Annotated in this window: 9 protein-coding genes; 7 read left to right on the top strand and 2 right to left on the bottom strand. The window is 55.6% G+C overall.

What is annotated here, in order from left to right:
- Positions 1-199: 199 nt before the first annotated feature.
- The 3 genes from C7820_RS23210 to C7820_RS23200 are packed head-to-tail and all read left to right on the top strand — an operon-like array spanning position 200 to position 5,303.
- Positions 200-2,494: an ABC transporter ATP-binding protein gene (locus C7820_RS23210; protein WP_116233029.1), complete on the top strand. Its 2,295-nt coding sequence runs from the start codon at positions 200-202 to the stop codon at positions 2,492-2,494.
- Positions 2,491-3,054, top strand: coding sequence for a DUF1854 domain-containing protein (locus tag C7820_RS23205; protein ID WP_116233028.1), 564 nt, complete (start codon positions 2,491-2,493; stop codon positions 3,052-3,054). Before C7820_RS23210 ends, C7820_RS23205 begins: the two co-directional genes overlap by 4 nt.
- 41 nt (positions 3,055-3,095) lie before the next feature.
- On the top strand, positions 3,096-5,303 hold the full coding sequence (locus C7820_RS23200) for an ABC transporter ATP-binding protein (protein WP_116233027.1): 2,208 nt from the start codon (positions 3,096-3,098) through the stop codon (positions 5,301-5,303).
- A 178-nt stretch (positions 5,304-5,481) separates the two neighbouring features.
- Here C7820_RS23200 and C7820_RS23195 read toward each other — a convergent pair whose 3' ends face one another.
- Positions 5,482-5,766 (bottom strand): hypothetical protein, encoded by a 285-nt coding sequence (locus tag C7820_RS23195; protein WP_116233026.1) that lies wholly within the window; start codon positions 5,764-5,766, stop codon positions 5,482-5,484.
- A gap of 244 nt (positions 5,767-6,010) precedes the next feature.
- Between C7820_RS23195 and C7820_RS23190 the strand changes: the two genes are divergently transcribed.
- Both C7820_RS23190 and C7820_RS23185 read left to right on the top strand, forming a co-directional pair.
- Complete coding sequence (locus C7820_RS23190) at positions 6,011-7,333, top strand: MFS transporter (RefSeq protein ID WP_116233025.1); 1,323 nt, start codon at positions 6,011-6,013, stop codon at positions 7,331-7,333.
- Positions 7,305-8,219, top strand: coding sequence for a polysaccharide deacetylase family protein (locus C7820_RS23185; protein ID WP_076173078.1), 915 nt, complete (start codon positions 7,305-7,307; stop codon positions 8,217-8,219). The genes C7820_RS23190 and C7820_RS23185 overlap by 29 nt, the downstream gene beginning before the upstream one ends.
- Positions 8,220-8,412: 193 nt before the next feature.
- Here C7820_RS23185 and udk read toward each other — a convergent pair whose 3' ends face one another.
- A complete protein-coding gene (gene udk, locus C7820_RS23180; RefSeq protein WP_089549327.1) occupies positions 8,413-9,048 on the bottom strand; it encodes a uridine kinase in 636 nt (211 codons plus the stop codon).
- 292 nt (positions 9,049-9,340) lie between these two features.
- On the opposite strand from udk, the gene C7820_RS23175 reads away from it, so the two are divergent.
- On the top strand, positions 9,341-10,312 hold the full coding sequence (locus C7820_RS23175; protein WP_116233159.1) for an acetylxylan esterase: 972 nt from the start codon (positions 9,341-9,343) through the stop codon (positions 10,310-10,312).
- 467 nt (positions 10,313-10,779) lie between these two features.
- On the top strand, positions 10,780-14,136 hold the full coding sequence (locus C7820_RS23170; protein WP_116233024.1) for an S-layer homology domain-containing protein: 3,357 nt from the start codon (positions 10,780-10,782) through the stop codon (positions 14,134-14,136).
- The last annotated feature ends 49 nt before the right edge of the window (positions 14,137-14,185 follow it).

Here is a 14,185-nt window from a genome sequence, read left to right as displayed (position 1 = left end):
TGAAACAAAACCGGTGCAAACTCCCGCTAGTACGGGGAATTTAGCAATCTTGTAAACTGAAGGGAGCTGGTGCTGCCAAAAGTTTAGTGTGTAAAATTTTTGTATTAAGTAAATTTTCCCTTTCTTGGGAGAGACAAAGGGTGTATGATATTTCGTACCTAATAAGACGACTGAAAAGACAACAGAATTTGGAGGACTCATGGATACACTTCCAAAGGCAATCATGAACGCACTGGCGCAGCACGGCGTGGCAAGTGAAAGCGTGCTCTGCTGGCTGCTGTGCGACCGGGCCCTGGAGAACGGGTTCAGGGATACGTATGTACTTTTGACCCGTGAGGAGCTGTTGATCTTGTCCCATGACGAGGCGCCAGCGCGGGAGAAGACATACAGCGGGTATGCGGCAAACACCCCGTTGAAAGGGCTTTCTCCGGAAAAAGAGGCCCACTGGGAGCTGGAGGCGCTGAAGATTCGGGACATCGAATCGCTGAGCATCGTCAATCTGGTCGCCTCCGGCATGGTCGTCATCAAGGCACCGGAGGAGAGGGCCGTTGCCGCGTTCACGAACGGCGGCATGCGGAGCGCAGCCAGGCTGGCCCAAATTTTCGAGAAGCTGAAGAAAAGCGAAGAGCTCGGTCCGGAAGAACTGCGGGACGACCAGGAGCGGGCCACATGCCCGAAATGCGGCATGATCTACCCGGAAGAGGGGCGCCAAGTTTGCCCCAAATGCATGAAAAAGCATGCCGTCTTCGGCAGGCTGCTGTCCTTTGCGGGCAAGTATAAAGTTTCAATGTTCTGGATCGTGCTGTTTATGCTGCTGAACTCGGCGGCGGGATTGGTCATTCCTTATTTTCAAGGTACGCTGCTGTTCGACCAGGCATTGGGCGGCAAAGGCACGTTTGCAGGCCAAATCGGGCTGGTCATCGCGCTAATTATCGTTTTCCGGACGCTCTCACTGTTATTTGGGGTCATCTTCGGCGTCATCAACGCCAAGATGGCGGCGAATATTGCCTTTGACCTGAAGTCGAGCGTGTTCCATGCCATGCAGCGGCTTTCCTTAAGCTTCTTTGAGAAGAAGCAGACGGGGCAGCTGATGACCCGCATCAACAATGATGCGACCGAACTGCAGTATTTTTTCGTTGACGGCATTTCGTATTTCGTGGTCAACGCCATGAACATCATCGGAATCGTCACCGTTCTGCTGATCATGGATTGGAAGCTGACCCTGCTGTGCCTGCTTCCTCTCCCCTTCGTGTTCCTGCTCGTCCGCAAAGTATTTCCCAAGCTGTGGAGGCTGTCCATCAGGCGGCATAAGCGGGTCAGCGCGATGAATGCCATCATCAGCGACACGATCCGCGGCACGCGGGTGGTGAAGGCGTTCGGGAAGGAGCAGATGGAGAATACCCGTTTCCAGCGGGCCAGCGGGGCTTTTTCCGATGCGGAGCAGTCTTTTAACAAAATGGGCGTAACCTTGTTTCCCGTATTGAACATTCTGACGCAAATTGGCGGCATTCTCATTTGGGCCTTCGGCGGCTGGAAGGTCATGCAGGGGGATTTTACGTTCGGTAAAGTCATGACCTTCATGAACTACATGCTCCTGCTGTACGGACCGATCCAGTTTATGAACAATATTATGAACTGGTGGTCTTACTGTATGTCCGCGGCGCAGCGGATTTTTGAAATCCATGATGCTGTGCCCGACGTAGTGGAAAAGCCGAACGCGATGCAGCTTACGGAAATGCAGGGCGAAATCCGCATATCGAATGTCACCTTCGGCTATGAGCCGAACAAGGCGATCCTGAAAGGGGTGTCGCTGCATGCAAGGCCCGGTCAAATGATCGGCGTCGTCGGGCACTCGGGGGCCGGAAAATCGACGCTGGTCAACCTGATTCCGAGGCTGTATGACGTCAATGAAGGAGAGATCCGGATCGACGGCATCCCGATCAAGGATGTGTCCATGGCGTCCCTCCGGACGCATATCGGCATCGTATCCCAGGACGTCTATGTCATGTCTGGAAGCATCGCGGAAAATATCGCTTATGCCGATCCGGACTGCACCTTGGCCGACCTGATTCACGCTGCCAAAGTGGCCGGCGCACACGACTTCATCGAGAAGCTGCCGGACGGCTACGATACCATTGTCGGGACCGGAGGGCATAACCTGTCCGGCGGCGAGAAGCAGCGGCTCAGCATTGCCCGGGCCATTTTGCACAATCCGAAAATACTGATTCTGGATGAGGCCACCGCCTCGCTCGATACGAAGACCGAGCTGCAAATCCAGGAGGCGCTCGATACGCTGATCAAGGGAAGAACGACGATTGCGATTGCGCACCGCTTGTCCACGCTAAGAAACGCCGACTATCTGGTCGTGCTGGAGCAAGGCAAGATCGTGGAGGAAGGGACGCATGAACAGCTGCTGGTGAAGGAAGGGGCTTATTACGACCTGGTCAAAAAGCATGACGAGGCGCTGAAGATGAATGAGGTGATTACGGCATGACGCTTAAGGATATAAGTGTTAGCGAGATTCTAAGGCCCGAGGACGGCGGGAGCAGCCCCGGCCTCGCGGAGGCGGCACAAATCCGTTATTTGTCCCCGGACGATACGGAGTTTACCCTGACGGAAGGCCATATGCTGAACGTGAAGGCGGGGGGCAAGGAGCACGCCGGAGTGTACGTGCACTGCTCTTTTCCGCATACGAATAAGCGGATCTATCTATCGATTCGAACCGTTGAGAATGAGGAGATCGGGATGATCCGCTCCCTGGACGAGTTCCCGGAGGAAACGCAGCGGATGCTGGAGGAGCAGGTGAAGCTGCGGTATTTTGCCCCTGAGATCTCGAAGGTTCTCTCCGTCAAAGAGGAGTTCGGATATTCGTATTGGGATGCGGAAACCACATCGGGCCGCTGCCGCTTTACGGTTCGCGGCGGCGGCGGGAGCGTCAAGCTGATGACCGCAAACCGGCTGCTGATCGTGGATGTGGACGGCAACCGGTTTATCATCCCGCATCTGGACCGACTGAGCGACAAGGAATACAAGATGGTTGAGGTATGCATGTAGGTTGAATTTCGACGCCTGTCGATACAAGGACGGAGGTATTCATGAACCTTAATTTTACACTGCCGGAGCGCGAGCTGGGGGCCGCCTCGCAGGCTGTGGGGGAGCATATCCGTTACTGCGTGCCTGTCGATTTGACGCTGGGCGGGCAGCGGACGGAAGGTTATTTCGTAATTGGAGAGCAGAAATGGGCCCTGCTGCTGGAGGGCCGTGTGGTCGACAGCCGACTGATTACCGACGCGAAGGAATACAAGGTGGTGCCGCTGATCGGCAGCGCCGTGCTGGAAGGGGACGAGGCCGGCACCAAATTTATTCTTACGAGGCTGTCCATGAAGCACGCTGCGAGGTACGGTTATATCGCCCAAATTCTGAACGATCTGTCGAGGCAGCGGACAATCCGCATATACAACGATGAAGAGGAGCCGGTCTGTGCCAGCTGTGGCGGTTCGCTCATTCCGGGAACGAGGGTGTGCCCGAAGTGCATGAACAAGGCAGCTGCTTTCAAGCGGCTGGTCTCGGTGGCGATGAATCACAAAAAAACCTTCGCGATCGGGCTTGCAGTGACATTTGCGGCTTCCGCCATATCGATGGCCGGCCCTTACTTTCAAAAGCTGCTGGTGAATTCCTCGCTGCAGCCCCCTCCCGGCCAATCACCGAGCGTTCCCGTGTTCGTCTGGGCCATTCTCGGCTTGCTCTTCGTCCTCGTCGGCGGAGAGGGGCTCGGCATCATTAAAGGGCGGATCATGGCGGGGGTCAGCTCGCAAATCGCGGCCGACCTGCGCAAGCTGGTCTATGAGCGGATTCAGAGCTTGTCCCTCGGATTTCTGACCACGCAGCGGGCCGGGGACATTATGAACCGGGTCACCTCGGATACGGACCGGATCCGCAATCTGGTCCAGGAGCTGTTTACGACGGCTGTCTTTCAGCTCATTATCCTCGTGTCGGCGAGCGTGCTGCTCTTCTCAGCCGATTGGCGCCTGGCTTGCGTCGTGCTGCTGCCGGCGCCGCTTGTCGCGTACATCCAGCGGTATATTTGGAAAAGCGTGCTGTGGAAGCTGTTCCGCAAGCAGTGGAGGGTGTACGACAAGGCAAACTCCTTTCTTCACGACGTGCTGAGCGGGATCCGTGTCGTCAAGGCGTTCGGCAAGGAAGAGCGCGAGGTGAAGCGGTTCAAACAGTACAACGCCGAGTTTGCGGCGGCGACCATTCAATCCGAGAAGGTATTCAGCATTTTGTCGCCTATCTCCAACTATTTGATCCAGATGGGGCAGTATCTCGTGCTCCTCATCGGATGCAGTATGATTCTCGGCAAGCAGATGTCCCTCGGGGAGCTGGTGCAGTTCAGCGGTTACGCCGGGATGATCTACGGACCGATTGCGTGGCTGATGTTTATGCCGCGATGGCTGTCCAATGCCATTATTTCGGTGGACCGCATCTTCTCGGTGATCGATGAGCAGCCGGAGGTAATGGACTCCGAGGCGTCCGTCAAGCATTCGATTCAGGGAACGATTACGTTCCGGAATGTAATATTCGGCTACAAATCGTATGAGCCGGTGCTGAAAGAAATTAATGTGGAGATCAAGCCGGGGGAAATGATCGGTCTGGTTGGACATTCCGGGTCAGGGAAGTCGACGCTGATCAACCTCGTCTCCCGGTTCTATGACGTAAATGAAGGCGAGATCCTCATCGACGGAGTGGACATCCGCCGGATCGAGCAGGCGCATCTGCGCTCGCAGATCGGGGTCGTGCTGCAGGAGACATTTCTGTTCAGCGGCACGATCCTGGACAATATCCGGTACTCGAAGCCGGAAGCGACGTATGAGGAAGTGCTTGAGGCGGCGAAGATCGCCAATGCGCATGATTTTATCCTGCGCCTGCCGGACGGCTATGATACACGCCTGGAGGAGAACGGCGGCAACCTGTCCGGCGGAGAGCGGCAGCGGCTGGCGATTGCCCGGGCGGTGCTGAACGACCCGCGAATCCTGATCCTCGACGAGGCGACGGCCTCGCTCGATATCGATACGGAGAGCGCCATCCAGGAGGCGCTGCAGCGGGTCACGCGCAACCGGACGACGCTGGCGATCGCGCATCGCCTGTCTACGCTGCGGCATGCCGACCGGCTGATCGTCCTCGACAAGGGCGAGATCGCCGAAATCGGCACGCACGCCGAGCTTGTGGCCAAAAGAGGGATCTACTACAACCTCATCACCGCGCAGCGCAACATGTCCAAGAAGGCCGAGGCGGTGGGGTAGATCGGTGGGGATGGCTGCGCCGGGTGGCCGAGATTGATGTTTGTGGAAAATGTATAGTTGCTCATCGCGCTCCGACTCTACCACGTAGAGCCGGAGTATTTTTGTTTTAGTACGGGATGTCTTGGCATTTGTACTTATTGCGAATGTATCCGAATGAGGAAGGATAACAGCTTGTTATCTAGCTTTGCTCCTCCTTCGTAAAGAGACCGACGAGCAAAAGAACCACCCCGGTCAAAAAGAACAGCGGAATCAGTAGCATCATGAGGCCGATGGCGGCGAACCCGTCATGGGCGATCCAGTCCCCGTATATTAACGCAACGAGCCACGAAAATACAAATGCGATTGGCAGCATCGTCGTGATTCCCCACACCATGTATTTTCTTTTCGCCGATTTCCCCCTGCTGAGCTCAAAGGCTAAGCTTAACGCAGCGAGTACGATGATCGCTCCGACGACCAATGCCATTGGTATCCCTCCTGGTAGTTGATTGTCTTTTTTTTGCTTGTCATAGGTGAACTGCATGGCGACAAAGCTTAGGATGGCCTGCTGATCCAAATTATAGCTTATGATATAGAACGCCTTAACATCCAGAGGGTTGGTTAAAAAATGGTTTTTCGCTGCTCTGTAAAGGTAAAATCATCCATTTGTTGAATAGTATTTCAGTAAGGCCTTAGGCCAAGAAGCCTATTCTCGTAGGGGAGGAATACACATGGCGCGCCGATGGGTAAATTCGCCGTACGCCTTTGCGCTGGGGATGTTTGCGATGATGGTTCCGAGTCAGGCATTCAGTTCGTTTTACAGCTATTTTTACGTGGAAAAGCTGGGACTTGGCGTCGGGCTCGCCACGCTCGCCAGAACCATTTTCCTGATCTGGGATGCGGTGAACAATCCGCTGTTCGGCTATTGGTCGGACCGGACCGAGACGCGCTACGGCCGGCGCAGGCCGTGGGTGTTTGCCTCCATTCCGCTGTTTATGCTTACCTTCGTGTTGGTCTTCTCCCCGCCGGGAGGATTATCGCAAAACGGGCTGTTCACCTGGTTTCTGGTGACGCTGGTGCTGTATGAGGCGGTAGCGACCGTTCTGTGGGTCAACTACGGGGCGCTGTTTCCCGAGCTGTTCCGCGGCGACCGGATCCGGGCCAAAGCCTCCGCCATCCAGCAGGGCTATCAGGTGCTGGCTCTTCTCATCGCCACTGCCCTGACGCCTATCATTTACGCGGCGATCAACTTCTCCAATATGGCGATCGTGTATGCTTTCGTGTTCGGCATCTGCATGCTCATCTGCATGCTTAGCGTGCGGGAGCAGCGGGACCCTGACAGGCAGGAGCCGATGAAGCTGGCCGCCGCCTTTAAGGAAACACTGAGCAACAAGAAGTTTTGGGTCTTCAACATTTCCAACTCGTTTGCCCAGACCGTGAACGGACTGGTCAGCTCCATGATCCCGTTCTACGCCAAATACGTGCTGCGGATTTCGGAGGGCCAGGTGTCGATTCTGCTGGCGGCCGTGTTTGTATCGGTCATTCCGCTCGTTGGTGTATGGTACTGGATCGTCCGCCGGATGGACGGCGTGAAAGCCTGGCGGCTGTCGCTCATCCTGTACGGTCTGTCGGTCATTCCGCTCTGGTTCGGTTACAACCTGGTGAGCGGCGTGGCGGCCGGTATTGCGGTCGGTTTTGGTTTGGCCGGTTTCCTCGTCACGCCGGCGATGGTCAGCGGACGTATTATCGACGAGGATGCGGAGCGGACCGGACGGCGGCGCGAGGGTATTTATACGGCAGTCAGCGGGTTCATTACCCGGTCAAGCGGGCTGATTTCGGCGCTGGCTTTTTACGTGGTCGGCCTGATCTTTGGTTATGAAAGCGGTGACAATCCGGGATCGAATCCGGAAGCGACGTTTCGTTACCTGATCAGTGTCGTGCCATTATGCTTATTGGTCATATCGGTTGTGATATCTTTTATGGCCCGGTTTGAATTTCATATGACGGGGAAAGGAGAGGTGAAGCATGGCCAAGAGGCTCATCATCAACTGTGACGATTTCGGGCAGAGCCCGGCGATGAACCGGGCCATCATGCATCTGCTCGAGGAGGGCAAGGTCTCCTCGGCGACGATCATGGCGGTGGCGCCCGGTTTTGAAGAGGCGGCCGACTGGGCCGCGCGCCGGCAGCAGCCTAATGTGGGGCTGCACCTGACCCTGACGAGCGAGTTCGACGCCCTGCGCTGGAGCAGTCTGACCGGGCACCCGTCGCTGCATGACGCCGAAGGCAAGCAGTACCGGACGGTCAGGGAATTTGAGCTGGGTGCAGAGACAGGCGCCGTCGTAAAGGAGATTGACGCCCAGTACGAACGGGTCAAGCAGGCCGGCATCCGAATCAGCCATGTCGACAACCACATGGGCAGTCTGTACGGCATGGAGACGGGGCGCAGCCTGCTACCCCAGACCTTTTGGAAAATTTCACGCTGGGGCCTGCCTTCCCGCTTTTTCCGCTACATCCACCCCGATGACCCGCTCCTTCGTTCGCTGAGCGGCATTGAACGTCCGGTAGCCAAAGCAGCGGCGTTGGCGGACACCTTCGGGGTGCCAATCCCCGATTATCTGCTGTCCCATCCCTTCGGATTGGTGGAAGGGGAAACGTATGACAGCTTCAAACGGTCGATCATCGCCAAGCTGTACGCTCTGCCGGAAGGGGTATCAGAGACCTACATTCATCCCGGCGCGGAGGATGCGTGGATGCTGGCCAACATTCCGCAGTGGGAGAAGCGAGTGTGGGAGTTCCGGCTGCCCTTTGATGACGACTTTGCGTACGGCTTGAAGGACGCCGGCGTGGAGCTGACCCATTACGGCTATGTCCATGAGCACCTAAGACGGCCGCGCTTCAGGTCGGCTTTCCGGCTGATTCGGGAGCTGACCCGGAAATAGGGCGGCGGATTAGAGGGCGCGGCTGCCGGTTGTGCGGAGAGGATAAGGCTTCAATTTTTTGGCATAAATATGTTCCTTTCGTGCATAGAAAACAGCCCTTCGCACACGATTGCGAAGGGCTGTATTGGCTTGTCCGGTTTATTGTTCGCTGCCCGCTGGGAATCAACGGTTCTATAAACCGCTCAAGCCGAGTTTAGATGTCCGACCAGTTCCGGTCGCCCGTCAGGAACTTCTCCGTCAGGATCGACAGCAGCTGAATGCCGACTTCGTTTTCCCCGCCTTCGGGAATGATGAGGTCGGCGTATTTTTTGGATGGCTCGATAAAGGCCTCGTGCATCGGCTTTACCGTCGCCAGGTACTGCTGGTGAATCGACTGGATGCTGCGTCCGCGTTCCTCAATGTCGCGCAGGACGCGGCGCAGAATGCGGACGTCCGGATCGGTGTCGACGAACACCTTGATGTCGAGCATCTCGCGCAGCTTCTCGTCCGAGAGGACGTGAAGGCCTTCGATGATGACGATATTGTTCGGCGTCAGCTCCACCTTGTCGACCGAGGAGCGGGCGTGAACCGTAAAGTCGTACACCGGCGCGTAAGCGGTTTGGCCTTCTTTTAACTGGCTCAAATGCTCGATAAGTAGTTCATTATCAAAGGCGAACGGATGATCATAGTTGATCAGCTCCCGTTCCGCCAGGCTAAGATGAGGGTTGTCCTTGTAATAATTGTCCTGGGAAATGAAGGTGACCTTTCCCGAACCGAGACGATCGATGACCGAACGGGCCACCGTCGTTTTGCCGGAGCCAGTGCCGCCGGCGATACCAATAATAAGCATGACGAGTCGTGTACCCCCTAAATGAATTGCCACCTGCAACTATAACCCAAGTATTGTAGCACAGCTGCTGCTTTTTTTCACCTTATCGGGGTTATGAGAAAAATGGTAAGGTAGTTGAGTGAGCAAGGCGAGCGCCATGGAAAAAACTTGTTAAGGATGGGTTAGCAAACCTTGTCGAGGATCGTTTCTTATTGGTTGCAAGCACGGGCAGGAAATAAAACGTTAACGGGCGAATGTAAGTAAGATTAAAAATTACTAAATTGACTTTGTAAACAAAGAAAGGTTGATGATTGTGCCACTCGTAGATATGCCGCTGTCCCAGTTGAAGCAGTATGAAGGAAGAAATCCGAAGCCGGATGATTTTGATACATACTGGTCGCAGGCACTGGAAGAAATGCGGGCTGTTGATCCGCAGGTGGAACTCGTTCCAGCGGATTTTGAAGTGCCGTTTGCCGAATGCTTTTCGCTGTATTTCACCGGGGTGAACGGCGCGAGAATTCATGCCAAGTATGCCAGGCCAAAAGGAGCCGCCCAGCCTCACCCGGCCGTGCTGCAATTTCACGGTTATACGGGAGACAGCGGGGATTGGATGGATAAAATGGTCTACCCGGCGATGGGTTTCTCCATCGCGTCGCTGGACGTCCGCGGCCAAGGCGGCTTGTCCGAAGATAAGGGCGGTGTGGTCGGCAACACGCACCATGGACATATTATCCGCGGCCTAAGCGACAAGGACCCGCACAAGCTGCTTTTCCGTGACGTGTTCCTGGACACCGCACAGCTGGCGGCGATCGTGATGGGCTTCCCGGAGGTCGACGCAGACCGCGTGGGGGCGACGGGCTGGTCGCAGGGCGGAGCACTGACGATTGCATGCGCCGCGCTGGAGCCGAGAATCAAGAGGGCGGCCCCGGTATATCCGTTCCTGAGCGATTATAAGCGGGTATGGGAGATGGATCTCAGCGTTCATGCGTACGAGGAACTCCGTACCTATTTCCGCAAGTTCGACCCGCAGCATCAGCGCGAGGACGAAATTTTCACCAAGCTTGGCTATATTGACATTCAGAACCTGGCTTCGCGCATTGAGGCCGACGTCATGGTTGGCGTAGGACTAATGGACACGATCTGCCCGCCATCGACCCAGTTCGCCGCCATTAACAAAATGAAGTCGCCTGTGAAGCTTGAAATCTATCCGGATTTCGGCCACGAAGGTCTCCCTGGCTTGAACGACAAGATCGTGCAGTTTATGAAGGGGCTCCAGCAGGAATAGTCGCGTATCATAGCCGCAGATGATAGCGGTGGATTGATTGGCTAGCTCTTAGGCTGTAAAAGGGGCTGCGTTTCATTCCGGCGTTGCTGTGATCGGATGCATTGCATCGTTCGACAACCGGCTGTCATTGAGCGGACTTTTTTGCACTCCTTTGTTTTTCTAACTTACATGCTCCTTAATCAAAGGCATTCCTTGAGGCTAAATATTGGCCAGGGAATGCCTTTTGGCGTCTGTTTAATGGTACGGGTTACAGAAATGGATAGTTTTTAGAATGGGGGTACGACCCGATAGAAAAAAATATCGAATTTTGGCGGCCCAGTTAACTTTCGTTAATTGTTGGTGCCTGTTTGCCTTGCTACGATAGGGATGCCTTTTTGATCCCGATTCAAAAGACCTAGACGGAAAGACTCATGCTGGCTTGGGGTTGGGACAATTTTCATATCTGAAAGAGCAAGGAGAGATAGGAAATGCACCGATTAAGAAAGCTAAGTCTGGGAGCCGTGCTTATGTTTGGCCTGCAGCAGCTGTACCCGGTGGCGGCATTTGCCGAAATTGCAGTGGAGCCGCAGGAGGACCCGTTTGTTTTTTATGTTAGCGACAACGATTATGGTGAGGGATACAAGCTGAGGGTTAGCTCCTATAACGATCAGGAAGACCTTTTGCACGAGGAGACCAGCGGGGGCCCGCCGAATGAGCCTTTCGTCATTTCCATTAATCCGTACGAAAATCAATGGATTCCGCACGTTGATCTGGATGACCCGCATCCAGTTACGTTCCGGGTGGAGACGATTAAAATGAACGGCAGCGGTTCGGAAGGGGATGGATCATCCCCTGAGACCTCTGGCGGGACTGGCGGATCGAGCGGAGCAGATAGCGGCAGTGAAGAGCCGGGCAACTCTAGCGGCGAAGTCGGCGACGGCACGAGCAGCGGCAATGAGGGAACTGTAGGCTCGGATTCCGGAGAAACCGGCGGCGGCACCGGCGGAAATGAAAGCGGCGAAAGTGAAACCGGAGATGCGGGGCAAGGCGATCCGATTCCCGGGAACTCCGGGGAGCCTGGGGGTTTGCCTGGAATCGGTATCGAATCGATTAGCTCCGATGTACCTCAAGGGGATAGCACAAGTGTGGCGGCGGTTCCCGGCAATGAAAACAGCGAAGAGATTGTGGACAGCGTCGATTATACGTGGAGCCCAATGGCGACCGTCGAAGGGGATATCCCCGTTGAACCCGGATTGGTGGACGACCTGAGAGTGCTGGTGGCGAGCGGAGACAGCCTCGGGACCTCCGTAGGCGAAGGCGATGAAGGATTTAAATACGATGAAGAAACACACATGGTCCATTATAAGGTAAGCCTGTCGAAGGGCGGACCTTACCTCGTCGAGGCCACCGTTGACGGTGACCCTTATGGATCGGCTCTGGTGAAGCCGGTTACCGGGGTGAACCGTTTCCCAAGTAAAACGCTGCTCGAGGGCAACGAGATCCATACTTACTTTGAAGTAGACGCTGATCCTCTTGTCCCGTACACCGTAGAACAATTGAATGGGATGGACGACAGCTTGAATGCGGACGATGGACAGGCGGTCGATTTCGGCGAACAAACCTACAATACGTCCAAGGAGGTCGAACTTCCGTTCGAATTTCCGTTTTATGGGGAGAAGCATGGCCAGATCTGGATCGATATCAACGGAGGAATTTATTTTGACAATTATTCCACTCCGGGTCCAGAGAATTATCCAGATGTAGATGCACCGCCTGCTCTGCAGTCCTATGTATCCGGTCTGAGGCTGAATCCTAACGATCCCGGTTCCCAAATCCTGACGAAAACGATCGGGGAGGAAGGGGACCGGAAGTTTATCGTCCAATGGAACAATATGTATTTTTATAATGCCGATGCCCCGATTACGTTCCAGGCGATTCTATTCGAAAATGGCGATGTGCAATATCAGTATCCGAACATCACGATAGAAAACGGCGAATACGATGACGGCGAGGCTTCAACGATCGGCATTCAAGCCGCTCAGGGCTTGTCCCTAAATTACCTCCTCTATTCGCATCGCATGTCCATGATCGAAAGCAACCAGGCGATCCGCTTCAGCCCGGTAACGGTCTCGGATGAGAATCCCTCCGATCCCGGTCATGGCCAGTACACAGTGACCTACAACGGTAATGGCAGCACAGAAGGCGTAGTCCCTGTGGACGGACAAGCTTATGGTACTGAGGATAGCGTAACCGTTCAGGGGAACTCCGGCGGCCTTAAGAAGGATGGGTACGATTTTGCCGGGTGGAGCCAGCATTCGGACGGAAGCGGCACGCTGTATAAGGAAGGCGACACCATTTCGGTCGGCTCGGAAAATATAACGCTCTATGCGGTATGGGCGCCGGTAACTCCTCCAGGTGGCGGTGGCGATAACGGAAACGGCGGAGGAGGAGATAACGGCTCCGGCAATAACGGCGGATCTAACGGCGGTGGAAGTAACGGTGGCAACAATAGCTCGGGTGGCAGCGGCGGATCGAATAACGGCGGCGGCAGCACTGGCGGCTCAACCACGCCAGCGTCTTCGGGAAATTCGACTGCCAGCGTTCCTGCGCCGATCGTGGTGAACGGTAAGTCTTACGATGGAGTGCTTCAAACGACGACTTCTACCAATAACGGGCAGACGTCCGTAACGGCGGTCCTTGATTCGTCGAAGCTGCAGGCCATGCTGAGCCAGGCCGGGCCGGGACAATCCGTCACCATTCCGGTCATGCAGGCGGCAAATACAACGACGGTGGGGCTGACAGCAGAATCGCTGAGGGCTCTGGAAAACGGCGCCAGTCAGCTGGTGATCCAAACCGCAAACGGAAGTTATCAGATTCCGGTTTCTGAGATCGGCACGTCAAGACTAACCCGGCTCTTCCAAGCTTCAGGTGATGTTACGGGCATGAACGTCCAGATCACCATCGCCGGGTATGACGCGGCAAAGGCAGCACAGCTGCAGGCAGCCGCCCAAAAAATGGGGCTGCAGCTGGTGACCGGACCGGTCGATTTCCGGATTGCCGCTTCGTTCCAGGGTCAAACCTTGAACGTTAGCCCGTACAGCACTTATGTGCAGCACATCCTGCCGATTCCGGCAGCAAGTGAAGGTATGGTGTCCACGGGTGTCATGCTGGACGAGAACGGAACCATGCATCCGGTGCCTACCCGGTTGACCGGAGAGAATGGCAGCCGCAGTGCGGTCGTGAGCAGCGTAACCGGCGGTACGTTCGCCTTGGTTGGCTACAGCACAAGCTTCAGCGATGTGAGCGGGCATATCCAAGAGGTCGTACAGGACCTTGCCTCCCGCCTGATTCTGCAGGGAACGGGGGATGGCCGATTCAGTCCTGACCGTACGGTGACCCGCGCAGAATTCGCGGCCATTCTGGTCCGCGCGTTAGGGCTTGCCGGCGGAAGCCAATCAAGCAGCTATGCCGATGTGAAGCCGGGCGACTGGTATACGGAGGCCGTCACGCTTGCCCAAAAATACGGCATCGTGAACGGTTACAGCGACGGCACGTTCCGTCCCGGCCATACGATCACCCGCGAAGAGGCGCTGGTCATGTTCAACCGGGCCGGTAAGCTGGCCCGCCTGAAATCCGGTGCCGATCAGGAAGGCTTAAGCCAAGCATTGTCCGCATTTACAGACAGTCAGGCTGTGTCGGGCTGGGCGGCCCAGGCCGTGGCCGAAGCGGCTCAGAACGAGCTCTTGAACGGCCTTGGCGCTCAGCTGCAGCCGAAAAAAGAGATCACCCGAGCGGAAACGGCCGAGATCCTTCAGCGTTTGCTGAAGAAGTCAGGCCTCATCTGATCGTATAAACACTATAGAACATGCAGAAGCAGCTGCCGGGAATATCCCG

It is taken from the genome of Paenibacillus sp. VMFN-D1, assembly GCF_003386155.1.
GTDB lineage: Bacteria > Bacillota > Bacilli > Paenibacillales > Paenibacillaceae > Paenibacillus_AQ > Paenibacillus_AQ favisporus.
Note: the sequence above shows the minus strand (reverse complement) of the source record. Positions and strands in the feature narration are given on the sequence as shown.

Excerpts from the sequence above, each read along its gene's own strand:
- C7820_RS23190 (WP_116233025.1), top strand. The coding sequence starts at position 6,011 with ATGGCGCGCCGATGGGTAAATTCGCCGTACGCCTTTGCGCTGGGGATG.
- C7820_RS23205 (WP_116233028.1), top strand. The coding sequence starts at position 2,491 with ATGACGCTTAAGGATATAAGTGTTAGCGAGATTCTAAGGCCCGAGGAC.
- C7820_RS23185 (WP_076173078.1), top strand. The coding sequence starts at position 7,305 with ATGGCCAAGAGGCTCATCATCAACTGTGACGATTTCGGGCAGAGCCCG.
- udk (WP_089549327.1), bottom strand. The coding sequence starts at position 9,048 with ATGCTTATTATTGGTATCGCCGGCGGCACTGGCTCCGGCAAAACGACG.
- C7820_RS23200 (WP_116233027.1), top strand. The coding sequence starts at position 3,096 with ATGAACCTTAATTTTACACTGCCGGAGCGCGAGCTGGGGGCCGCCTCG.
- C7820_RS23210 (WP_116233029.1), top strand. The coding sequence starts at position 200 with ATGGATACACTTCCAAAGGCAATCATGAACGCACTGGCGCAGCACGGC.
- C7820_RS23195 (WP_116233026.1), bottom strand. The coding sequence starts at position 5,766 with ATGGCATTGGTCGTCGGAGCGATCATCGTACTCGCTGCGTTAAGCTTA.
- C7820_RS23170 (WP_116233024.1), top strand. The coding sequence starts at position 10,780 with ATGCACCGATTAAGAAAGCTAAGTCTGGGAGCCGTGCTTATGTTTGGC.